Origin of the sequence: Streptomyces sp. NPDC057287 (assembly GCF_042667905.1) — a bacterium.
Lineage (GTDB): Bacteria > Actinomycetota > Actinomycetes > Streptomycetales > Streptomycetaceae > Streptomyces.
The window spans coordinates 365,059-388,875 of sequence record NZ_JBHUYV010000002.1; the positions used below are offsets into that span (position 1 = coordinate 365,059).

A 23,817-nucleotide genomic window follows, 5' to 3' on the forward strand; every position below is an offset into this window, starting at 1 on the left:
CTGCCCACACCCACCCTTCTGCAACAACCTTTAGGCGTCGTGGTCGTCCTGGAGCATCTGGCGGCGTTCCTGTTCGCGCTTGGAGTATGCGGATGCCCGGATCGCTTCGTCGCTCTCCAGGCCCGAACCCAATGCGCCTCCCACGGTGGCCGTCGAAGCGACGAACCAGGACAACGTCCAGTATTCCGTTGCGCTCAACGAGTTCCGTGTCATGGAAGCGAACACTTGATCGTTCAGGATGAACAGCGCCCATACGAAGTTGATGATCAGCAGACCCACGTAGCAGACGAGCACCCCGATACCCACGGTCAGGACCGTCGAGGCGTTGTAGAGGGCCGTCCTCTTCCTCTCCTCCGGCGAGTGCCCTGCCGTTTGATGCCACAGGTTCGCGTCCACGATCAGCCAGCCGATCATGAGCGCGATGGACCCGATCATGGCGACCACAAGGCGCGGGGTGCTCAGGGAGGCGGCCAGGCTCCAGACGGTGGAGTTCACGGTGGCGATGGCCCCGGTGGCAAGGGCGGCCGCCAACGCCTTCGAGAGGCCAGGTACCAGCCGCCACGGCCGGTTGGCGCGTACCATACCGGCCAGGACCCGCAGGTAACCGCGCGGCCCGCTGACGACATACCGGCGATCAGCGGCCTCTTCCTCACCGACCTGGCCCGGATGGATGGGAGTGAGAGGGTCAGCGAAGGGCCCCCGCAGTGGCTTACTCCGCGGACGCCCTCCAGCCCCCTCACCTCCCGCCGCCTGTGGGGCCGCCAACAGGCTGAGTACGGCTTCTTCAACGGCCTGCCGGGCTCTCCTCTGCAGGCGCAAGCCCCCCAGCGAGGGGAGGGACAGCAGTGCTGCGCCGTCTTCGTGACTCAGATTCACCGCGAGCTTGCGCCCGTGCGTATGCAGGGGGAGGTCGGTGAGGGCCACGACGACGTCCCAGTTCTCCGAACTTCTGCGGTCGGCGATCCGCTGCATCAACGTGGGCAGGTCCTCGGTCTCCGCGGTGAAGGGCTCACTGACCACCTGCACATCGAATCGGTGTCCCTGGCCCGCCTTCTCGGCGAGCCGATCAGGAAGGGCCCGGGCCGCGCGGTGGGCAATCTCTGTCGGAGCCTCCGGGTCCGCCAGGAGGGCGACCACCGTAACGTCCTGAGCCGATCCGCGCATGACTGGACCCTTCGCGTCGACTGCCCCTCGATCACAGGTGTCCCCAGGATGTCTCCGCAGGCACGTGCCCCGCCAGCGGGTGCGGGCATACGGGGATCTACGAGTCGGCTGCTTCTCTGAGCCGTGGGCTGGAAGCGGAGGCTTCAAGGCATCGCCGCGGGGCCAGTCTTTCCACTTCTGTGTCAGCGGGGCGCCGCGTTTGCTGTCGCTGGCGATGAGCGCTGTCGTACGGCGGGCCGTGGCTAGTGTTCGTCGCTGTGGGATACACCTTGGAAGAGTTGATCGAGAAGCAGCGCGCGGTGGATGAGGCGCAAGGGCACGTCGAGGAGCTCCGGGAGCGGTTTGGTCCGCCTGCGGGTGAGTTGTTGACCCCGGTGCAGGCTGTGGCTCAGGAAACAGCGTTGCGGGCGTGCCGTGATCTGGTACGCGATATGCAGAGCGCAGTCGTCCAGTACGCGAAAGAGACCGGTAGGCCCCGCCCCGACGTGGAGCACGACATGCGCAGAGGGGCTGGCCCCGGGCCTGACACCCAGCCCTAGGTGAGTCGACCGGTGTGAGGCTGGAGGAGACGGGGTTCCGCAGCCGCACCGTGTGGGGCCTGGAAGCTCCGCCTCAGCCCATTTACCTACCAGTCCGCGGCGACGACAGATGAACCTACCCTCGCTTGGTAGGGGACATCTCGGAGACGGTTTTCACCCAGCTGCGGCTTTGCCCGCCCCTGGCGGCAGACCTCCGCAGGCCTTGGAAGTAACCGGCCCCTGACAGGCTCACACCAGCCCGCGTCCGCCGCGCTCTTCGGCACCTCGATCGAAGACCGCACCGCGGAGTGGGCGTTCCCTGGACGACGGCGTGGCCGGGTGGATTGCCCTCCGGTTCGCTGTCCTACCTCGGCCGTAGCGGCGAGTGGAAGTTGCCAGTGATCCTGAGCGCCTGTTGATCGCCAGGCCGATTGCGCTGGTCTTCCGGGCTCGCTCAGCGGACCGTTCTGTTTTCAGTGTGGTCGGATCGGGTACTCAGCGCCGGGGCGTGAAAGCCCGCTTGGAAAGCCATGAATCCTCTTTCGAGGGATGCTCGCGGAACCAGAGAGAGGATCAGTGTGTGCGCCCACGAACCAGCCCGGTGCTGGTGACTGACGCAGGGTCATCGAGCTTGCGTCTGACGGTCTTCGGGGGCGGTGGTCAAGTCCTCAACGAACATCACAGTGACTCTCCGCCAGGCGAGGGGGTAACCGGCTCGCTGCGGCAGTTGCTGAAGGAAGGGCCGGCTCCTGCAGCTGTAGGTCACCGCATCGTCCACGGCGGATCGGAGCTGCGCAGCCACACCCTGCTGGACGACGCCGTGCGTGCCCGCCTGGACCGGGTGGCAGACCTCGCGCCGTTGCACGTCCCCCAAGCACTGACCGTTCTGGATGCGGCTCGGGAGCAACTGCCGGGAGTTCCGCACGTCGCCTGCTTCGACACCGTCTTCCACGCCGGCTTACCCGTTGCGGCACGGGAGTACGCGGTACCTTCCAGCTGGCGCGAGAAGTACGGACTGCGCCGCTACGGCTTTCATGGCCTGTCCTACGCCTGGGCGCTGGCCCGCACGGCTGAGCTCCTGGGCCGCCGTCCCGAGCAGCTCCACCTGGTGATGGTGCACCTCGGCGGTGGCTGCTCCGCCTGCGCGGTTCGTGATGGGCGCAGTGTCGACACGACGATGGGCTTTACGCCCTTGGAGGGCCTGGTGATGAGCCATCGCAGCGGCAGCGTCGACCCTGGCGCCCTGACCTGGCTGCTGACACGGAAGAATGTGTCTGCGAACGAGATCGAGGACACTCTGAACCACAGGTCCGGTCTCCTCGCCCTCTCCGGCACTTCGGACGACACGCGCGACCTGGTCCGCAGCCGGGCGGCAGGCGACGAGCGAGCCGCACTCGCTCTCGACGTGTTCACCCACCAGTGCCGTCGCGGCATCGCCGGGATGGCCGCATCCTTGAGCCGTCTTGACGCTCTCGTTTTCACCGGCGAGATCGGCGAGGACCAGCCTGAGGTGCGTGAGGAGGTGTGCGCCGTACTTTCTGTCTTCGGCCTCACGGGCGGACTGCGACCGCTGGTCGCCGAACGTCCCGAAATCATCAGCGAGCCCGGTGCGCGAGTTCCCGTCGTGGTCGTCCCCACTGGTGAGGCTCAGCAGATCAACGTGGAGACACGGGCTCTGTTGGCCCACCGCTGAGGTGTGCCGGCACCGCCGCCGCATCGACAAACGGAGTCCGTGTACAGGGCCCTGACCTTGCGAGGGGTGTCCGACACCTGGATGAAGCCCGGGGATCCAGGCATGACCAGAGCGCCGGTCGAACCGCGGCCACGGTGTACCGGTTTTGCGAGACGTGTCCTACGAATGTTGCCCAGCCTGCGGCAGCGCGCCCCCAGGCAACCAGCGCCTTCTCAGCCTCGGGCGAGAAGGCGCTGGTTGCAGCTCACATTTGCCGTGGTCCGCGCCGGACGGCGACCCCATCACGGTCGAAGGAGCGGACCTCCGGTTCCCAGGCCGGGTGCTGCCCATGCCCAGCTCTTACATAGGGCCTCAGCCGAATCCCCCCAGCACGATCTTCCACACCCGGGTCGCCACCTGAAGGTTGAGCCGGTCCTCGACGTTCGCGAGGTCGCTGCCGCTGATGTCGCGGATGCGCTGAAGTCTGTAGCGCAGCGTGCTGCGGTGGATGGCGAGGGATGCGGCGGTCTCGTCATAGTTGCCGCCGCAGTCAAAGTACCGGGCCAAGGTCTCCGCCATGGCCGAGTTGTGTCGGGCGTCGTAGTCGATGAGCTGTCCGAGCCACTCGTGGACGAACGCCTCCAGTTCCTGGAAATCGTTGCCGGGCCCCAGGATCCGGTAGAGGCCGAGTTCGTCGAAGAACGTCGTGCCGCATCGCTTGCGGGAGTGGCGGCGCACTTCCAAGGCGCGCTGTGCCTCCTGATAGCGCTGGGGGATGTCGTCGGGGGAATCGCACCGGGCGCTCACGCCGATCGCCCCGGACGGTGTCCCCGTCTCCAGGGTGAGCGCGTCGTACAGCGCTCGGGCGTGCGGTCTGTCGTCAGCGAGCAGGACCACGTGCTCGGCACGCCGGGTCAGCAGTGAGCGCATGCCTACGGCAGATGCGGCCCGGCCCACGGTCTGGGCAAAGGAACCGTTCGCAGTCCGGTCCGACCACTGGACCACGACGACGTAGTGGCTGCGGTGCAGGTCGTGTCCGACGGCCTCGGAGCGGGCGTAGGCGCTCGCCTCGTCCGTTCCTGCGAGTAGGTCGTCGGCCAGCTGGCGGTGCAGCCTCAGTTCCACTTCGGCCAGGTTGCGCAGGTGCGCCAGCTCCGGGGCGAGCGATGCGGCGGCCTGTTCCAGCGCGAGCAGGGTGTGCTCGTCTGCTTCGCCGTGGGGGTCGACAAGAGCCAGCGTGCCCAGGATCTCGCCGTGCGGGCGGACGAGAGTGATAAGCCGGTCCTTGATCCGCGCCGGCCCGGCCTCCCGGGCGACGGCGTTCAGCAGTTCGTCCTGGCGCACGGGGTCCGGTTCCGGATAGGGGTCGGGCCGGCTGGGACCGGTCCAGGACCTCAGCCGGCCGAAGCGGTCCTCGACCAGTGCGGGGAGTCCAGTCAGCCCGTGCAGGGCGTGGGTGACGGCGTCCTCGGCATCGCCCGTGGCGGCGACGTCGGCCATGTGTGCGTGTACGGCTTGCCAGTACGCCAGCTCGGCTACGACGGCGATCAGCTGCCGCTGGAGGGCTGAGCGTTCCTCCCTTAGCTGGTGCAGCTCCAGAACCTCCTCGCGGCGGCGGCGGTGCGCGAAGGCGACTGACAGCGCAGCAGTGGTGTGCCGGACGAGTGTGGCGAGTAGGGACCGCTCGGCTTCGGTGGGCTGCGAGCGGGACGTCACTACGAGGTAGCCGTGGAGTCCCTCAAGCCCGCGCAGCCCAAGAGCTTGGCCCCGGGGCCTACCGGGGACGGCCACAGGACCGTCCTGTCCGGCCAGCTCCCGCACCCTCCGGTCCGTGGTCAAGGCGTGATCCTGGCGGTTCCTCGGGCTGGGGACCAGCTCTCCGTCCGCTTCGAGGTAGCCGGCCTCTGTGCTGTACGGCCCGGCGGCGGATATGTACACCATGGCCAGTCGCAGGATCTCGCTTTCGTCCGAGGTCTCGAACAGGGTGCGAGAGAGCGCCGTAAGTTCGTGGAGGGCCTGGTCGGCGGGAGGCAGCGCCTGTGGGTAAGGCTCTTTGTGTGCGGCTGCGGGAGGACGCCTATGGCTGGTCGGTGTACTACTGCTTTCCCTGTCGGAGCGGCGGGACAGGTTGTGCGGCCGACTCTTGGCCATGGGATCACTCCCGAGCCCTCAGGGGGCAAGGCAAGCGAGGAAGCGATAATTCGACTCTCGCTCGCGCGCCACCCCGTGCGATATGTCCGTAGATTCACTCTAGTACTCGTAGGGCGACCGGGCGCGTGCATTCCTGGCCGCCCAGGCGCAGGCGCCGCGCCACTCGGCTCGCCATCCTGGGGTGCGTTGGAAAAACCTCCGTACGTGAACCCGCAGGAGGGGGACCGCGATGCCGGAGCAGCATGACAGCTCAGCTGACTTGTACGGGACGTACCGGCTGGCTGCCCCTCCGATGGCCCTCCGGCCCCGTTTGTTCCTCCGGCCAAGGGCTGAGCTGGGTCTAGCCCGAGCCGCTACGAGTTGATCGCGGCGCCACATCACTTGGCGCGCTCTGAGGTGCCCGCGGAGGTCCTATTCGTACCTGAAACGAATCTTAACCGGAGAGTCGGCGCAGGCCGCAGTACCGGGAGGAGTCCCTCATGGCCAGGGCAGTAGGCATCGACCTGGGCACAACCAACTCGGTGATCGCCGTATGGGAGGGCGGCGAGCCGTCCGTTGTGCCCAACACCGAGGGCAACCGCACGACACCGTCCGTGGTGGCCTTCACCGACACCGGCGAGCGCCTGGTGGGCCAGATGGCCCGGCGCCAGGCGATCCTCAACCCCAAGGGCACCATTTACTCGGCCAAGCGCTTCATCGGCCGGCACTTCGACGAGATCTCCGACGAGGCGAAAGCGGTGGCGTACGACGTCGTCGAGGGTGACGGCGGGGCGGCCCGCTTCAAGGTCCGCGACAAGCTGTACGCGCCTGAGGAGATCAGCGCACAGGTGTTGCGCAAGCTCGCCGACGACGCCTCCAAGCAGATGGGGGAGCGCGTGACGGAGGCGGTCATCACCGTGCCCGCCTACTTCAACGACGCCCAGCGCACCGCCACCAAGGACGCCGGTCGGATCGCGGGTCTGGAGGTGCTGCGGATCATCAACGAGCCCACGGCGGCCGCCCTCGCGTACGGCATGGACAAGAAGGAGCACGAGACCGTCCTCGTCTTCGACCTGGGCGGCGGCACCTTCGACGTGAGCATCCTCGATGTCGGCGACGGCGTGGTGGAGGTTCGTTCCACTGCCGGGGATAGCCACCTGGGCGGCGACGACTTCGACCGGCGTCTGGTGGACCATCTCGCAGACGGCTTCCAGAAGGAGAACGGCATCGACCTGCGGAATGACCCGCAGGCGCTGCAACGACTGTTCGAGGCGGCGGAGAAGGCCAAGACCGAGCTCAGTTCTGTGACGCAGACGCAGGTCAGCCTGCCGTTCATCACCGCAGACGCTGCGGGCCCCAAACACCTCACCGACTCCGTCATGCGGTCCACATTCGAGCAGATCACCGGCGACCTCGTGGAGCGGTGCCTGGAGCCGGTCCAGCAGGCAATGGCCGACGCCAAGGTCGGTGAGAGCGACCTCGACGAGGTCATCCTCGTTGGCGGCTCCACACGCATACCCGCGGTCCAGGCCCTGGTGCGCCGGCTGACCGGCGGCAAGGACCCCAATATGAGCGTCAACCCCGACGAGGTCGTGGCCCTGGGCGCCGCGATCCAGGCCGGGGTGCTCAAGGGCGAGGTCAAGGACGTCCTGCTGCTCGATGTGACCCCCCTGTCGCTGGGCGTCGAGACGCGCGGCGGGGTCATGACGAAGATCATCGAGCGGAACACCACCATCCCGGTGCGGCGTACCGAGACGTTCTCCACCGCCGAGGACAACCAGCCGGCCGTTGACGTGGTGGTCCTCCAGGGTGAGCGTGAGCGCGCTGCCGACAACCGGGTGCTCGGCCGGTTCCAGCTCACCGACATCCGGCCGGCGCCGCGAGGCGAACCGCAGATCGAGGTCACCTTCGACATCGACGCCAACGGCATCCTCAATGTCAAGGCGCGCGACGGGGACACCGGCAAGGAACAGGGCATCACCATCAGTGAAAGCTCCAACCTGGACCGCGGTGAGGTCGAGCGCATGGTGCAGGAGGCCGAGAGCAACCAGGGCCAGGACCGAGAGCTCCGCGAGGCCGTAGACGCACGCAACGAGCTCGACGCCGTCGCGTACCAGGTCGAGAAGCGCCTCGCCGAACTGGGGGACGCAGCCCCCGCGCACGAGAAGGCACGGGCCGAGATGCTCGTCTCCGATGCCCGGGCGGCGGTCAAGGAAGAGGCGGGCGTGGAGCGCGTGCGGCCACTGGCCTCCGAACTCCAGCAGGTCCTCGCCGGACTGGCTGCCCAGCAGGGTGCCACCGCCACGGCAGGCCCGGGCGAGGACGCCGCCACCGGCGCTCCCCCGAGTGGTGGCAACGGTGACGACGATGTCATCGACGCCGAGTTCGACAAGGGTTGAGGCCGCCATGCCCCGCCACCCCCAAGAACCCGAACGGGCCACGTCGGTCGAACCGGCCCCGGAAGGCGCCGTACGCCCTCCGGACGAAGACTCGCTTCAACCTGGCCCGCCGCCCCGGCCGCAAGCGACGAACGACGAACCGGGACCCGAGGCAGCCGGCCCCGCACCCGCGGTGGACGAGCACACGGCCGCGATGCAGGAACTGGAGGACCGCTGGCGGCGCGCGCTCGCCGACCTCGACAACCTGCGCAAGCGTCACGCGAGGGAACTGGAGCGGGAGCGGACGGTCGAGCGTTCGCGTACAGCCGCCGCCTTCCTGCCCGTCCTGGACAACCTCGAGCTCGCCCTGTCCCACGCCGACGCCGATTCAGGTGCGGTCGTGGAGGGCATCCGGGCAGTCCGCGACCAGGCGGTGAACGTCCTCGAACTGCTCGGCTACCCGCGGCACGCGGAGACCGGCGTGGCCTTCGATCCGGCCCGGCACGAGGTGGTCAGCGTCGTCGACGACCCCGACGTCGAGCCGGGCACCGTCGTACAGGTGCTGCGCCCGGGATACGGCGACGGCGATCGGCAGCTCAGGCCCGCCACCGTGACTGTCGCGAAGCGGGAGTGATCAGTCATGGCACGGGACTTCTACGACGTGCTCGGAGTGTCGCGGACCGCGAGCCAGGACGAGATCCAGCAGGCCTATCGCAAGCTCGCCCGCAAACACCATCCCGACGTCAACAAGGACCCGGCGGCGGAGGAACGCTTCAAGGACCTCAACGAGGCATACAGCGTCCTGTCCGACCCGAAGACCCGGGCGCGCTACGACCGCTTCGGCGAAGACTTCCGCAAGATCCCCGAAGACTTCGACGACCGGGTCGCGGCCGGAGCGGGCGGCGGATTCCGTACCCGGCAGACCGCAGGCGCGGGCGGCCCCCGCGTCCGGTACACCACCGGCTTCGGCGATGACTTCTCAGCCGAGGATGTGGACATAGAGGACCTGCTCGGCTCGCTCTTCGGCGCAGGCGCCGGCTCCGCAGGCGTACCGGGAGCCGACCAGGAGGCCGAACTGCCGCTCACCGTCGAGGAGGCGTACAAGGGCGGCCGCCGTACCGTCACACTCGCCGGACCCACCGGTCAGCCGCGGCGCTACGAGGTCGACGTCCCGCCGGGCGTCACCGACGGGCAGCGCATCCGTCTGGCGGGAGAGGGCGGGCGAGGCAGTGGTTCCGCCCCCGCGGGCGACCTGCACCTGCGGGTGAGGATTCAGTCCCATCCTCAGTTCAGGCTGGACGGCCGCGATGTCCACGTGCAGGTCCCGGTCACCCCCTGGGAGGCGGCCCTGGGTGCGACCGTGCCGGTGCCCACCCCCAGCGGTGGCACAGCCAAGGTCACAGTGCCTGCCGGCTCGTCCAGCGGCCGTCGGCTGCGGCTGCGAGGCGAGGGCATGCCGAACCCGCGCGGTGCGAACGGCGACCTGTACGCCGAACTCCGCGTCATGGTGCCACCCGCGCTTGGCGACCGGGAGCGTGAACTGTTCGAGGAGCTCGCCGCGACCTCCTCGTTCGACCCCAGGAGGACGCGATGAATGACCGACCCACGGGAGCGGCAGGCATCGGCCGGTCCGGTGCAGGCGACCGTCCGGTACAGCCCGTCACCCACGTCGCCACCGCCTCGACGGCTGCCCGGTATGCGCTCGTTCCCGCCCCGAGACTTTCCCTGGAGGCCGTGGCCCGTCGATCGGGTCTCCATCCTGATCTGGTCCGCCGGTTCGTCGCCCTCGGGCTGGTCGACGCCGAACGCGATGCCGTCGGCCACCTGGTTTTCGACCCCGGTGCCCCAGCGGTACTTGCCCGCATCCAGCGGCTGCGCTCCGGACTCTGCCTCAATTACGCATCCATCGGCCTGGTGCTCGACCTGCTCGACCGCATCAGCCTGCTCGAAACCGCCCTGCGTGGCCGCGGCACGAGGAGTGATACACCCCCATGGACATGAACCGTCTGACACAGAAATCCCAGGAAGCCCTCCAGGAGGCCCAGACCGCGACCGGCCGCATGGGGCAGACCGAAGTGGACGGAGAACACCTGCTGCTCGCACTCCTCGATCAAGAGGACGGTCTGATCCCACGGCTGCTGCAACAGGCCGGAGCCGAGCCGAAGGAACTGCGCGCGGCCGTGCGCGAGGAACTCTCCCGCCGCCCGAAGGTCACCGGCCCCGGTGCGGCACCAGGCCAGGTCTTCGTCACTCAGCGCCTCGCCGGCCTGCTCGACGCCGCTGAACGGGAGGCCAAACGCCTCAAGGACGAGTACGTGTCCGTGGAGCACCTCCTGCTCGCCCTGGCTGAAGAGGGGACATCAACAGCCGCCGGACGTCTGCTCAACCAGGCAGGGATCACGAGGGACTCGTTCCTGGGCGCGCTCACCCAGGTCCGCGGCAATCAGCGCGTCACCTCCGCCAATCCCGAGGTGGCCTACGAGGCTCTGGAGAAGTACGGCCGCGATCTCGTCGCCGAGGCCAAGGAAGGCAGGCTGGACCCGGTCATCGGCCGGGACGCCGAGATTCGCCGCGTCACCCAGATCCTGAGCCGCAAGTCCAAGAACAACCCGGTCCTCATCGGCGACCCCGGTGTCGGCAAGACCGCCATCGTCGAGGGCCTCGCCCAGCGCATCGTCCGCGGCGACGTCCCTGAGGGCCTTCGCGACAAGATCGTTTTCGCCCTCGACATGGGTTCCCTGGTCGCCGGTGCCAAATACCGAGGTGAGTTCGAGGAACGCCTCAAGGCCGTGCTCAGCGAGGTCAAGGCTGCGCAAGGCGGAATCTTGCTCTTCGTCGACGAACTGCACACCGTTGTCGGTGCGGGCGCCGCCGAAGGGGCCATGGACGCGGGGAACATGCTCAAGCCGATGCTTGCCCGCGGCGAACTCCACATGATCGGCGCCACCACCCTCGACGAGTACCGCAAACACATCGAAAAGGACGCCGCGCTCGAACGACGATTCCAGCAGGTCCTGGTCGACGAGCCCAGCCTCGAGGACGCCATCTCCATCCTGCGTGGACTGCGTGAGCGCCTGGAGGTCTTCCACGGCGTCAAGATCCAGGACACCGCGCTGGTCTCCGCCGCCACCCTCAGCCATCGCTACATCACCGATCGATTCCTGCCCGACAAGGCCATCGACCTCGTCGACGAGGCATGCGCCCGGCTGCGTACCGAGATCGACTCCATGCCTGCCGAACTCGACGAGATCACCCGCCGCGTCACGCGTCTGGAGATCGAGGAAGCCGCCCTCTCCAAGGAGACGGACCCCGCCAGCAAAACCCGCCTGGAGGAGCTGCGCAAGGAACTGGCCGACCTCCGCGGTGAAGCCGACGCCAAACACGCCCAGTGGGAGGCCGAACGCCAGGCGATCCGGCGTGTGCAGGAACTGCGTCAGGAACTGGAGCAGGTCCGCCACGAGGCGGAGGAGGCCGAACGCGCCTACGACCTCAACCGCGCCGCCGAACTCCGATACGGCCGCCTCCAGGATCTGGAGCGCCGACTCGCAGCGGAGGAGGAGCAGCTGGCCACCAGGCAGGGACAGAACCGGTTGCTGCGCGAGGTGGTCACCGAAGAGGAGATCGCAGAGATCGTCGCCGCCTGGACCGGCATCCCGGTCGCCCGCCTGCAGGAGGGTGAACGCGACAAGCTGCTGCGCCTCGACGAGATCCTTCGCGAGCGCGTCGTCGGCCAGGACGAGGCCGTCCAGCTCGTCGCCGACGCGATCATCCGTGCCCGCTCCGGCATCCGCGACCCTCGCCGCCCCATCGGTTCCTTCATCTTCCTGGGCCCCACCGGCGTAGGAAAGACCGAGCTGACCAAGACTCTCGCCCGGGCGCTGTTCGACTCCGAGGAGAACATGGTGCGCCTCGACATGAGTGAGTACCAGGAGCGGCACACCGTCAGCAGGCTCATGGGCGCACCACCCGGATACGTCGGCTACGAGGAAGGCGGCCAGCTCACCGAGGCCGTACGCCGCAAGCCGTACTCGGTTGTGCTGTTCGACGAGATCGAGAAGGCACACAGCGACGTCTTCAACACCCTGCTGCAAATCCTCGATGACGGCCGCATCACCGATGCTCAGGGCCGCACCGTCAACTTCCGCAACACCGTGATCATCATGACGTCCAACATCGGCTCCGAGCACCTCCTCGACGGCGCCACAGCCGAGGGTGAGATCAAGCCTGACGCCCGCGCCCTGGTGATGGGTGAGCTGCGCGGGCACTTCCGTCCGGAGTTCCTCAACCGCGTCGATGACATCGTGCTGTTCAAGCCGCTGGGTGAGCGGCAGATCGAACGTATCGTGGAGCTGCAGTTCGACGAACTGCGTCAGCGGCTGGCGGACCGCCGCATCAACGTAGAACTCACCGGTGCGGCCCGAGAAGTGATTTCCCACCAGGGCTACGACCCGGTGTACGGGGCCCGGCCGCTGCGGCGGTACATCTCCCACGAGGTCGAGACGCTGGTCGGGCGCGCCCTTCTGCGCGGCGACGTCCAGGACGGCGCGACGGTTCGCGTCGACGCCGAACACGGAGAGCTGGTGGTCACCTACGACCAGCAGGAAGAGGCCGGGGAAGCGAGGGCAGCGTGAACACCACACGTACAACGACGGTGACCTGCCCGCACTGCGGGCGCGACAACCGCATTCCTGTCGCCGCCGAGGGACGCCCCACATGCGGCCATTGCAAGCAGCCGCTGCCCTGGGTCGTCGACGCCGGTGACGACGACTTCACCGAAGTCGCCGACAAGGCCGTCCAACCCGTCGTCGTCGACCTCTGGGCCACGTGGTGCGGCCCCTGCCGCATGGTCAGCCCCGCCCTCGAACAGGTCGCCCGCGACCTCGCCGGAAGGATCAAGCTCGTCAAGGTCGACATCGACAAGAACCCAGGAGTCAGCCGGCGTTTCGAAGTCCAAGCAGTGCCCACACTCCTCGTCCAAGACCAGGGCGAGACGGTCGCCCGACAGGCCGGTGCGGCACCCGCGCACGTCCTGCGTCAGTGGGTCGAACAGGCCCTGGAAGGACGGCAGACCACCGCGGGTCGGTGAGTCGGCATGGCCCGGCCACCACAAGGGCTTTCCGGTAACGAAAGGAGCCATGAAATGAGTGAAACGACATTCTCCTCCTTCGATACCATGGTGGACAAAGCCAATCGGCTCCTCAGGGACATCGAGGAAGCCAACGGCTGGCCCAAGGAACGCCGGAAACAGTCGTACGCCGCTTTGCGTGCCGTCCTGCACCGGCTACGGGACCGCCTCTCCGTCGACGGTGCGGTGCACCTGGGGGCGCAGCTTCCGACTCTGATCCGCGGCGTCTACTACGACGGATGGAAGCCGTCTGGGACACCGGTGAAACTCAGTGGCGAGGGCTTTTTCCAGCGCGTCAGGGACGACTTTCCCTACGCGGTGGACGGCGGCATCGAAACGGTCGTGCGGACCGTGCTGGAGGCTCTGAAGCGCTACGTCAGCGAAGGGGAGTGGGATCACCTCAAGTCCGGCCTGCCCAACTCGCTGGCCGCCGTACTGCCGTAGCCCCACGAGAGGAGAACGTCATGGCAACGATTCCGGACCCGCACCTGGCAATGGTGCGGCCAGTCACGCCGCGTACCCCGCAAGGCTGCGAGGAGTGTCTACGGGAGCATTCCCCATGGGTGCACCTGCGGCTCTGCCTCACCTGCGGGCACGTCGGCTGCTGCGACTCCTCACCCCTCAAACACGCCCGACGACACGCGGGCAGCTCCGAGCACCCCATCGTGCAGTCCTTCCAACCGGGAGAGGACTGGCGCTGGTGCTACGTCCACGAGGCCTTGGTCTGATGAGTACTTCCCCGCACAAGAACGGTGCGGTCCGCGAGACGCCGGACCGGTACGGGGCGTTCCCGCGCCTGACACCGGAACAGCTTCAGGACCTGACCGCGCACGGTGAGCGCCGCAGAACCACGGAAGGTGAAGTGCTGTACCGGGAGGGCGAGCCGTTCCAGGAGTTCCTCGCGATCCTCAGCGGGACCGTCGAGGTCCTTCAGGACCACGGTGGGCCGGAAGAGCGCACGATGGCGGCACACGGACCCGGCAGGTTCCTGGGTGAACTGGGGATGCTGGAGGGGCAGGCGGCGTTCGACACCGCCGTTGTGCGTGAGGCAGGTGAGATCCTGGCGGTACCGGTGGAGCGCCAACGCACCTTGATCGGCCGCGACCCCGTACTCGGCGACCTGATCCTCCGCGCTTATCTGGGCAGACGATATCTGCTCATCGGCATCGGCGCAGGCTTCCGCATCCTGGGATCGTGCTACTCGAGAGACACGCTGCGGTTGCGCGAGTTCGCTGCTCGCAACCGGCTGCCCCACCGCTGGCTGGATCTGGAAAGGGACAAGGAGGCTGAGGCGCTGCTGCGTCGGTTCTCCATCCGCCCCGAGGAAACTCCGGTGGTCCTCTGGAAGGGCGAGCGGGTGCTGCGCAATCCGAGCAACGCCGAACTCGCCAGGCTCATCGGGCTGCCCGCCCCCACGGCGAAGGCCGCCCAGTGCGACGTGATGGTGGTCGGCGCGGGCCCCGCAGGACTCGCCGCAGCCGTGTACGGCGCCTCCGACGGTCTCACCACGATTTCCGTCGACGCTGTGGCCACCGGAGGCCAGGCAGGCACCTCATCCCGCATCGAGAACTACCTCGGCTTCCCGTCGGGCATCTCCGGGGGCGAGCTCATCGAACGCGCGGTGCTCCAGGCCCACAAATTCGGTGCCCGCCTCATGGTGCCGGCCCAGGTCAACAGGCTCGTCCCGCAGGACGACGAGTACGTAGTCACCTTCACGGACGGGTCTCAAGTCCGGGCGGACGCCGTGGTGCTCGCCTCAGGTGTCCGCTACCGCAGGCTCGAGGTGCCCGGCATCGACCGTCTGGAGGGCATCAGCGTCTACTACGCGGCGACCGTGCACGAGGCCAGTCTCTGCGAGGCAGATCCGGTCGCCATTGTCGGCGGGGGCAACTCCGCCGGGCAGGCGGCGCTGTTCCTGGCCCACCACGCGTCCGGAGTCCACCTCCTCGTCCGGGGCAGCGACCTCAACGCGGACATGTCGCGTTACCTGGTGGACCAGGTGGAACGGCACCCGAAGATCGAGGTGCTGCTCCACACCGAAGTCCGGGGCGCCTCAGGGAAGGAGAAACTGGAGTCGCTGAGCGTCGAGGACAACAAAAATGGTGAGCGCCGCACGCTGCAGGCCGCCGCGCTGTTCGTGTTCATCGGGGCTCGCCCGCGCACGGAGTGGCTGAGGGGCGTGCTCGCCCTGGACGAGAAGGGCTTCGTCCTGACGGGGGCTGACGCCCAGGCTGCTGCCGACGCGACCCGATGGGACTCGCTCGGCCGTGGTCCGTTGCTGCTGGAGACCAGCCTTCCCGGGGTCTTCGCAGCCGGCGACGTCAGGAGCGGCTCGGTCAAACGAGTTGCCTCGGCCACCGGTGAAGGTTCCATGGCGATCCGCCTCGTGCACGAGCATCGGGAAAATGCCGGCAACCTGGTCCGCACCGCAGGCCCGGAGGGGCCTCGACCAGTGACGGGCCAGTCCGTGACATGGCGCTGATCAAAACCGCGCGTTGCAGTCGCCGAACGGAACCCGCAGGTACTCTGCCTGGCCCCGGCGTAGGTCCCATCTCGGACCGGGTCACCGACCCCGGCGGCAGGCGCGGGTGATCCGCTCACTTCTCCAGGCACTCGTCGCAGCGCTCGTCGGCGCAGGTCCGCGTCGGCGCATGCAGCAATTGTGGCACCGGACGGACGGCGTGGCGAACGGGCGACGAGCCACCAGGCAGGGTGTCTTACGGAGCCATGGTCGTCACAACGGCAGGACTCATGTGACCTAGCGCCACGGCACGAACACCTGGAAGGTCGTGTATCGCAAGTGGATCCGGGACACTCAGGACGCTCGTGTCGGCGAGGCCCGGTGACGGCGCCCATCGCGCGGTTCCCGGCGCGATCAGGTACCCAGGAATGGTGGACAAGAACGCGACCGACCCCTTCGTGCATGTCCGGGGCGCCAGCGAGAACAACCTTCGGAACATCGATGTAGACGTTCCGCGGGACGCGATGGTCGCCTTCACCGGTGTCTCCGGTTCGGGTAAGTCCTCGCTCGCGTTCGGCACGCTCTACGCCGAGGCCCAGCGGCGCTACTTCGAGTCCGTAGCACCGTACGCCCGGAGGCTGTTGCAACAGGTCGGTGCGCCGCACGTGCAGGAAATAACCGGGCTGCCACCGGCCGTGGCCCTGCAGCAGAGACGCGGGTCGCCCAGTTCGCGCTCGACGGTCGGCACCATCACCACGCTGTCCAATCTGCTGCGCGTGCTGTACTCCCGCGCCGGCACGTATCCGCCCCGGGCCGCGCGGTTGGAGGCCGAGTCGTTCTCACCCAACACCGCGGCCGGCGCCTGTCCGGAGTGCCACGGACTGGGCGTCGTGCACGATGTCGCCGAGGAGCTGCTCGTCCCGGACCCCTCGCTGAGCATCCGCGAGGGGGCGATCGCCGCCTGGCCGGGTGCCTGGCAGGGCGCCAACCTGCGCAGTGTCGTGAGCGGCCTGGGGATCGACATCGACCGGCCGTGGCGCAGGCTCAGGAAGAAGGACCGGGACTGGCTGCTGTACACGGACGAGCAGCCCTCCGTGTACGTCGAGCCGGAGGAGGACCGCGTCGATTACGGCTACCAGGGCACGTTCTGGAGCGCCCGTAAGCACGTCATGCACGTCCTTGCCGACTCCAAGAGCGAGAGGATGCGCGAACGGGCGCTCCGGTTCGTCAGGAGTGTGCCTTGCCCGGTTTGTCACGGCAGCGGGCTGCGGCCCGAGGCGCTCGCCGTGACCTTCGCCGGATGTTCCATCGCCGAGATCAACGCTATGCCGCTCACCGAGGTCGTGGCGCTGCTGCGGCCCGTCGCGGGGCGGTCCGAGGCCGACGCCACCACGTCGACCGCCCGATCCGGGGAGACGACCGAGGTCGCGGTCCGGATCTGCGGCGATCTGGTCGCACGGGTCGACGTACTGCTCGGCCTGGGCTTGGGATATCTCAGCCTCGGGCGCCGCTCGACGACCCTGTCGCCGGGCGAGGCGCAGCGCCTGCGGATCGCCACTCAGCTGCGATCGGGGCTGTTCGGTGTCGTCTACGTCCTGGACGAGCCCTCCGCGGGCCTGCACCCGGCTGACGTGGAACCGCTGCTGGACGTGCTGGACCGCCTGAAGGAGGCTGGAAACTCGCTGTTCGTCGTGGAGCACGACATGGACGTCGTACGGCGGGCGGACTGGGTGGTCGACATCGGCCCCGGCGCGGGTGAGGGCGGCGGGCGCGTGCTGTACAGCGGCTCGGTCGCCGGTCTTGAGCGGGTGGGGGAGTCGGCAACGAGCCAGTACCTGTTCGGGCGCGCCGAGCCGCTCGATCACCGCCCGCGCAGACCGCACGGCTGGCTGCACCTGAGCGGCGTCTCCCGCCACAATCTGCACGACGTGTCCGTCGACGTACCGCTCTGTGTGCTGACGGCGGTGACGGGCGTGTCCGGTTCCGGAAAGTCGACGCTGGTGACGCAGGTGCTGGCGGAGGTCGTCCGCGGCCACCTCGGACTTGTACCCGACGATCCCGACGAGGCACAGTTGGAGGTCGATGTCCAGGACGCGTCGGGGGTCGAGTCGTTCGACCGGCTGGTCCGGGTCGACCAGCGGCCCATCGGCCGGACTCCCCGGTCCAACCTGGCCACGTACACGGGGATGTTCGACGCGGTGCGCAAGCTGTACGCGGCGACGGACGAGGCCAGGGCGCGCGGCTACTCGGCCGGGCGGTTCTCCTTCAACGTGCCCGAAGGGCGGTGCGAGACCTGCCAGGGCGAAGGATTCGTGGCGGTGGAACTGCTCTTCCTGCCTGGCACGTACGCGCCGTGCCCGACCTGCCAGGGAGCCCGGTACAACGCCGAAACGCTGGAGGTCACCTACCGTGGCAAGAACATCGCGGACGTGCTGGGGCTGTCCGTCGATGCCGCTGCCCGGTTCCTGTCCGCCGTCCCGGCCGCCTCCCGCAGTCTGGAGACGTTGCGCGAGGTGGGGCTGGGGTACCTGCGGCTGGGGCAGCCCGCGACGGAGCTCAGCGGTGGTGAGGCGCAACGCATCAAACTGGCCACGGAACTGCAGCGAGCCCGCCGCGGCCACGCGCTCTACCTGCTCGACGAGCCGACGGCGGGGCTGCACCCCTCGGACGTCGCACTGCTGCTGCGACAGCTGCACCGGCTCGTCGACGCGGGCAACACGGTCGTCCTCGTCGAGCACGACCTGGACACGATCGTCACCGCCGACTGGGTCATCGACCTCGGGCCGGGCGGTGGCGACGCGGGCGGGCGGGTGGTAGCGGCGGGCCCGCCGGCCAAGGTCGCGAGGGCCCGCCGCAGCGCCACCGCTCCCTATCTCGCGGCCCGGCTCGCGGGCTCCTGACGAGGGCGCGAGCGGCTGAGCACCGGTCACAGGGAGCAGGCCCCGGACCGGGAGAGCGAGGAGATCTGGCCGCGCCGCCTGCACCGGCCGGCGGGAGCCAGCGTGTCATCGCTGCGCCGGCGCCACCCCGAGGGCATTCTGTGGGCACTTGCGGTCGCGGGGACAGACAACGAGAAGGATCCAGTCATGCAAGCCTCGTCGCAGGGCGTTACGGTCGTGGCGCTCCTGGCGGATCCGGACGCACCGACCGAGATTGCGAAGCGCATGAGCCGGACCCTTCCTGCTCGGCTCGCCGACAAGTCCGGCCAGGGGCGACGGTTCGACATCGAAGTGATCAGTGAGCCCTTCACTTCAGGGACTGAGGACCCACCCGCCTTGATGCGCCGGATCATAGATCGTGGCAGTGCGGAGAATTGGGACATCGTCGTCGCCCTCACCGACCTCCCGCTGCACTTGCACGGCCGCAGGCTCGTCGCGGATATGAGCCACGAACACGGCTTGGCCTTGTTGTCGCTGCCTTCTTTGGGGGGCTTCCGGCTGCAGACGAGGGCGCGCCTCGCCGTGGAAGAAGCCGTGCTCGGCTTGGCGGGCCCGCAGCCCACCGACCCCGAGAGGCCTCCACGAAGGCAGATGCTTCCGGAGTCCCTCGACGGCCGTCTCACATCCGTTCATCCGAGCCCGGTCGGCGAGGAGGAGAGCGCTGATCTCCGGTACGCCATCAGCGGGCCACGCGGCTATCTACGGGTTCTCTTCGGTATGGTCCGCGCCAACCGGCCGTGGCGGTTGGTGCCAGGCCTTTCGAAAGCCCTGGCGGCCGCGCTCGCCACGGGAGCCGTCGCCACGGTGAACTCCACCGTCTGGACCCTGGCCGACTCTCTGAGCGTGCCGCGCCTCATCATCGCCACGGTCGGGTCCGTGGCGCTCATGATCGGTTGGCTGATCGTAGACGCGCAGCTGTGGCATCGCTCGGCACAGGGCTCGCCGGAGGCGCGGCAGAGGGCGCGGCTCTACAACGTCTCGACGGTCCTGACCGTGGGTATCGGGGTGCTCGTCTGCTACGTGGGCTTGGTGGCCATCAACTTTGTGTGGGCGCTTTTCATCCTCAACGACCAAGTGTTCGCTTCCATGACACGAGACCCGTTGAACGCAACGGACTACTGGACGTTGTCGTGGTTCGTGGCTTCGACTGCCACAGTGGGCGGCGCGCTGGGATCAGGCCTGGAGAGCGACGAGGCGATCCGAGCAGCCGCCTACTCCAAGCGCGAACAGGAACGTCGCCACATGCTCCAGGACGAGCACGATGGCTAGCTGTACGAAGACGCACAGAAGCCGAGGGCGATGGCGGACGGTGAATCACGCCCGTCTCCTCGGCGGCGGTGACGATGACGTGATGGTGCGGTCGGCGACCGGGCTGACGGAGCGCAGATCGACTGTTCAGCAGCCCATCGGCTCCACGGTACTTGCCGGACCTTCGGCCAGGGGCGTCCGCAGCGGCAACCCCCTGTGTCAGGAACCGCGGCCGTCACCCTGCTTCTGGAGCGTGTGGGCGGTCCTCCCGCACGACGGACGGACCAGAACCAGGCCGACGCGAACCGGCATGGCCTCCCGGCTGGGCTCACCACCATGACGTGGCCGCGGGCCTTCAGGGAAGTCCTTCGGTCCGGGCTCAAAATCGAGGAGACGCGGCTGGAGCCCCTGCTCGCGCTGCGCACGGCCGTTGGTGTGGCACTCGTCGTCGGGGTGGCGCTATGGCTGGGCTCCCCTGCGTTCGCCGCATCTGCCGCCCTCGGCGCCTTCTCCGCGGGTGGGGCCACCTTCCAGCGCACCTGGCGCCCACGCAAGGTGATCGCGCTCGGCGCCGGAGTGGGGCTGGCGCTCAGTACCCTGGTGGGATACCTGGCGGCGGGGCAACTCGTGACGTTCCTTCCGCTGCTGGCCCTGTGGACCTTTGTCGCGGGGCTGGCGTGGGCCGTCGGATCGACCGCTGGGATCGTCGCAGCGACGACGGTCGGCAGCATGCTGGTGACCATCACCCTGCCCACGAGCGTCGGACGAGCCCTGGAGCACGCCGGGATCATCGCGCTCGGCGGGGTGGTGCAGGCCGTGCTGATCCTGCTGTTCCCGATCCGCCGATGGGGGGCGCATCGTGACGCGCTCGCCGACGCGCTGGCCGCCGTGGCGGACCACGCCCGCCAGCTCCGGCACGACCCGACCGCCCGGTTCGACCCGGAGCCCTTGATGACAGCCCGGGACGCGGCCGCTGTCACGCCGTCACAGGCTCGCACCCGCCCTGCCGTCCTCCACGGCCCGCGAGGACTTGCCGAGCGCATTCTGCCGGCCATCGCCGCGCTCGCCGACCCGGACGTCGGCGCCCCGGCGGAGGGACCTGGGAGGGACCGCGCGCGGGAGCTGCTCGACGCGGCTGCCGACGTGTTGGATGCGGCCGCCCGATCGATCCGCCGCGGCACCCCCGTCGAGGTACCACCCAAGACTGTGGACCTCCTGCGTGGACATGACGAGCACGAGGTGCTCGAGGGTCCTGCGCGGCAGGCCGCCGAGAGGCTCGCAGCACTGCTCGGTGAGGCGCTGGAGATCGCTGAGTGCGGCAATGCGCACAGAAGGACGCCCGCGCAGCACGGCCCCGCGGGTGTTCAGTTCCTGGTGCGCCCGACCATGTTCCGGCTGATCCCCGTCATCGTGCGGGCGGTCCGTCGCGAGCTCCGCCACGACTCGCCCGTCTTCCGGCATGCCGTTCGACTGGCGGCGGTAGCCACGCTCGGCTATCTCATCGCCGACCGGCTGCCCCTGGGGCACGGCTACTGGGCACCCATCGCCTCGGTGATGGTGATGCGTCCGGACTTCCACCGGACGTACGCGCGTGTGGTCGCCCGTCTCGCCGGGACCCTGGTGGGGGTCGCGCTCGCCACCGGAGTGGTGGGGGCCCTGGGCCCGGACGCTCATGTCTTCGGTGCGCTGGCGGTGGTCTCGGCGGGCCTGTCGTACACCCTGATCCGTACCGGCTACGCCTACTCCCAGTGCTTCACTGCCGCGTACGTCGTCTTCCTGCTCGGGATGGGCGGCCAGGCATGGGAACAGACAGTCCCGGAGCGGATGGTACTCACCTTGCTGGGCGGAGCCCTGGCAATGCTGGCCTACGCGGTGTTCCCTGCATGGGAGACGCCCCGGCTGCCGGACCGGCTTGCGGACTGGCTCGCCGCCAACGGCCGCTACGCGGCCGCAGTGCTCCGCAACTACGCCGAACCGACCAGCGAACGCCGTGCCGACATGCGCAGTGCCCAACTGGCGAGCAGAAAAGCGCGTGCCGCCTGGCAGGAGGCATACGACCGGGCAAAGCAGGAACCGGTCCGCCCCAGGGGCCTGACTTCGCGTGAGGCGGAGGAGGCACAGGAGGCACTCACAGGGTTCGACAGGGCGGCAACGCTCATGGAGAACCGCGTCCCGCAGGACGGCAACCCTTTCGCTCTCGAGGCGGAGGGGCTCGCCGAGGCCCTGGAAACGGACACGGCGCAGGCGGCAGCCGACGTGCGCGAGCACAGGGATCCGGACTGGGGGCGCGTGGACAAGGCTCTCCAGGCGTGGGAGGGCGCCGGTGCCCGGAGCCCAGCGCTACGGCGCGAGGCGGACCTGCAGAAGCGCGCCCTGGAGGACCTTGCGACAGCCGTAAGCCGCACCCCCCTGGAGCGCGACGTCGGCTCCGTGCGCGAGGAGCAGCGGGTGCTGGCGGACATGGAGGCTGCAAGCGATGGCACAGAACCCGCGCACCGGGGGTGAGTGACGTTCTGAGAGCGCAAGGCCTGCAGGCTGCCGCGGGAGATGAACTTGAACCCGCGGTCCTTTGCGTTGGGTGCGCGGATCGCCCAGACGATGGCCACCAGGCTCGCTACGGGCCACTTTGCGAGGGACCAGATGGCCATGGCGGTGTCACTGCCCAGGTGCTGGCGCACCAAGTAGCCCATCTGAGCCCCGGCGGACTTGGGCACCGCGCGTCCGGACGCTCTCCTTTCTGCCCGGCCGATTGCGCGAACGCTAGGGGAAGCCCACGCTCGTGAAGAGTTCCTCGTCACGCTGTGCGCTGAGAGCGGTCTCGACCGTAGAGGGGCCAGGACGAGCACGCAGCGCGCTCGGGCGGCCGGGTGGGACCGGTCATGCATCATGTCTACCGCTGTCGAGCTCCGGTTCGTCAGGCCGCCGGGTAGGTGCGGTCGGCCAGCAGGCGGGCCAGGTGGACGGCGTTCGCCGCGAGTGTTGTAGTGGTCGAGGCGACGGCGTCAGGCGTTTCGTCCAGATCCTGGTAATCGGTGCCGTGCATGGCTTCGCCGACCCAGTACGTGACGGCTCCGGGCGCCAATGAGAAGCCGACGTCGTTCAGCCCCTGGAAGACGTCCGCGCTCACCCTGTGCGCGCCGTCCTCGTTGCCGACGACGGCCACTGTGGCGACCTTGCCGTAGGTGTGCGGACGGCCTTGGTCGTCGGTTTCGGAGGACTCGTCGTTCAGGCGCTCCAGCACCCTCTGACAGACGCTGGACGGGTGACCGAGCCAGATCGGCGTGGCGATCAGGAGGATGTCGGCGGCCAGCACCTTCTCCCGGATGGCGGGCCAGGCGTCGCCGCCGCCCATGTCCGTCCCGATCCCCGGGCGGACGTCGTGTTCTGCTCGCTCGAGCCACCGGCTGGAGACAGGGTAGCGGGGCCGACCAGCCGGTCTTTGAGCCGGCGTGGTGCGCCGCGTCGCTGTCATCCGCTACGAGCGCTGTCAGGTGGCGGGCCGCAGCTAGTGTTTGACGCTGTGGGATACACCTTGGAAGAGTTGATCGAGAAGCAGCGCGCGGTGGATGAGGCGCTCGGCCGTGTCGAGGAACTGCGGGAGCGGTTCGGCCCGCCCTCGGCCGGGTCCTTGACCCCGGTGCAGGTCGTTGCTCAGGAGACAGCGTGGCGGGCGTGGCGGGATCTGGAACGCGACAGGCAGAACGCTGTCGCCCAGTACGCGAAAGAGTCCGGTAGGCCTCGCCCCGACGTGGAGCACGACGTGCGTAAGGGAGCCGGCCCCGCGCCCGACAACCAGCGCTAAGCGATCCGCGCGGCGATCGGACCTGTTGACCACGGGGCGGTAGGGGCACAGACGCCTACGTCGTCTTGACCCCTCCTCGGCCGGCCCCAGAGGCAAGGATGGGTGTCCTGCCGGACAGGCTCACGACGGAGCGCAGCAGGCCCGCCGAATGCCCCACACCTGTCGGCGTGGGGTGTGGGGCATTTTGGAGGTCGGGCCGACTCGGGGGCCTGATCGGCCACGACGCCGGGGTAAACGAATGGCTGGGAAACCGGTTACGAACCAAGATGGATAGAAGCCGGTGCTCACCGTGGCCGGAGTGCTGAGTGATCGGACGGTGCGACATGAGCCAGCAACCCTGTGGTCGGGGGTACGCGGCGAGCGAGGCAGAGACGTGCCCA

General features: G+C 68.6%; 16 protein-coding genes and 1 pseudogene. 14 read left to right on the forward strand and 3 right to left on the reverse strand.

What is annotated here, in order from left to right; genetic code table 11:
* Positions 1-30 precede the first annotated feature (30 nt).
* A complete protein-coding gene (locus tag ACFUNE_RS04910; RefSeq protein WP_383562288.1) occupies positions 31-1,164 on the reverse strand; it encodes a hypothetical protein in 1,134 nt (377 codons plus the stop codon).
* 1,098 nt (positions 1,165-2,262) lie between these two features.
* On the opposite strand from ACFUNE_RS04910, the gene ACFUNE_RS04915 reads away from it, so the two are divergent.
* Complete coding sequence (locus ACFUNE_RS04915) at positions 2,263-3,375, forward strand: acetate/propionate family kinase (protein ID WP_383562290.1); 1,113 nt, start codon at positions 2,263-2,265, stop codon at positions 3,373-3,375.
* Positions 3,376-3,726: 351 nt separating this feature from the next.
* Here ACFUNE_RS04915 and ACFUNE_RS04920 read toward each other — a convergent pair whose 3' ends face one another.
* Positions 3,727-5,295, reverse strand: coding sequence for a PucR family transcriptional regulator (locus ACFUNE_RS04920; protein WP_383562292.1), 1,569 nt, complete (start codon positions 5,293-5,295; stop codon positions 3,727-3,729).
* Between the two features lie 689 nt (positions 5,296-5,984).
* Here ACFUNE_RS04920 and dnaK point away from each other — a divergent pair.
* The 12 genes from dnaK (at position 5,985) to ACFUNE_RS04980 (ending at position 22,140) form a co-directional block, all read left to right on the forward strand.
* Positions 5,985-7,883 carry a molecular chaperone DnaK gene (gene dnaK, locus ACFUNE_RS04925; protein WP_383562294.1) on the forward strand — a complete coding sequence of 633 codons (1,899 nt, stop codon included), beginning with the start codon at positions 5,985-5,987 and terminating at the stop codon, positions 7,881-7,883.
* Positions 7,884-7,890: 7 nt separating this feature from the next.
* Positions 7,891-8,496 carry a nucleotide exchange factor GrpE gene (grpE, locus tag ACFUNE_RS04930; RefSeq protein WP_383562296.1) on the forward strand — a complete coding sequence of 202 codons (606 nt, stop codon included), beginning with the start codon at positions 7,891-7,893 and terminating at the stop codon, positions 8,494-8,496.
* Positions 8,497-8,502: 6 nt separating this feature from the next.
* Positions 8,503-9,456, forward strand: coding sequence for a DnaJ C-terminal domain-containing protein (locus tag ACFUNE_RS04935; RefSeq protein WP_383562298.1), 954 nt, complete (start codon positions 8,503-8,505; stop codon positions 9,454-9,456).
* A complete protein-coding gene (locus ACFUNE_RS04940; RefSeq protein WP_383562300.1) occupies positions 9,453-9,863 on the forward strand; it encodes a chaperone modulator CbpM in 411 nt (136 codons plus the stop codon). The genes ACFUNE_RS04935 and ACFUNE_RS04940 overlap by 4 nt, the downstream gene beginning before the upstream one ends.
* Positions 9,854-12,493 (forward strand): ATP-dependent chaperone ClpB, encoded by a 2,640-nt coding sequence (gene clpB, locus ACFUNE_RS04945; protein WP_383562302.1) that lies wholly within the window; start codon positions 9,854-9,856, stop codon positions 12,491-12,493. The genes ACFUNE_RS04940 and clpB overlap by 10 nt, the downstream gene beginning before the upstream one ends.
* A complete protein-coding gene (trxA, locus tag ACFUNE_RS04950; RefSeq protein WP_383562304.1) occupies positions 12,490-12,948 on the forward strand; it encodes a thioredoxin in 459 nt (152 codons plus the stop codon). The genes clpB and trxA overlap by 4 nt, the downstream gene beginning before the upstream one ends.
* Positions 12,949-13,002: 54 nt before the next feature.
* Complete coding sequence (locus ACFUNE_RS04955; protein WP_383562306.1) at positions 13,003-13,431, forward strand: DUF2267 domain-containing protein; 429 nt, start codon at positions 13,003-13,005, stop codon at positions 13,429-13,431.
* 20 nt (positions 13,432-13,451) lie between these two features.
* Positions 13,452-13,715, forward strand: a complete 264-nt coding sequence (locus ACFUNE_RS04960; protein WP_383562308.1) for a UBP-type zinc finger domain-containing protein — start codon at positions 13,452-13,454, stop codon at positions 13,713-13,715.
* Complete coding sequence (locus tag ACFUNE_RS04965; protein WP_383562310.1) at positions 13,715-15,469, forward strand: FAD-dependent oxidoreductase; 1,755 nt, start codon at positions 13,715-13,717, stop codon at positions 15,467-15,469. The genes ACFUNE_RS04960 and ACFUNE_RS04965 overlap by 1 nt, the downstream gene beginning before the upstream one ends.
* Before the next feature lie 407 nt (positions 15,470-15,876).
* Positions 15,877-18,348, forward strand: coding sequence for an excinuclease ABC subunit UvrA (gene uvrA, locus ACFUNE_RS04970; protein WP_383562312.1), 2,472 nt, complete (start codon positions 15,877-15,879; stop codon positions 18,346-18,348).
* 186 nt (positions 18,349-18,534) lie between these two features.
* Complete coding sequence (locus ACFUNE_RS04975) at positions 18,535-19,656, forward strand: hypothetical protein (RefSeq protein ID WP_383563029.1); 1,122 nt, start codon at positions 18,535-18,537, stop codon at positions 19,654-19,656.
* Positions 19,657-19,971: 315 nt separating this feature from the next.
* Positions 19,972-22,140 (forward strand): FUSC family protein, encoded by a 2,169-nt coding sequence (locus tag ACFUNE_RS04980; RefSeq protein ID WP_383562314.1) that lies wholly within the window; start codon positions 19,972-19,974, stop codon positions 22,138-22,140.
* Positions 22,141-22,549: 409 nt separating this feature from the next.
* Here the strand turns inward: ACFUNE_RS04980 and ACFUNE_RS04985 are convergent.
* Positions 22,550-23,023 (reverse strand): annotated as a pseudogene (locus ACFUNE_RS04985) (flavodoxin family protein); the annotation flags it as partial.
* A 132-nt stretch (positions 23,024-23,155) separates the two neighbouring features.
* Between ACFUNE_RS04985 and ACFUNE_RS04990 the strand changes: the two are divergent.
* A complete protein-coding gene (locus ACFUNE_RS04990; RefSeq protein ID WP_383562316.1) occupies positions 23,156-23,437 on the forward strand; it encodes a hypothetical protein in 282 nt (93 codons plus the stop codon).
* The last annotated feature ends 380 nt before the right edge of the window (positions 23,438-23,817 follow it).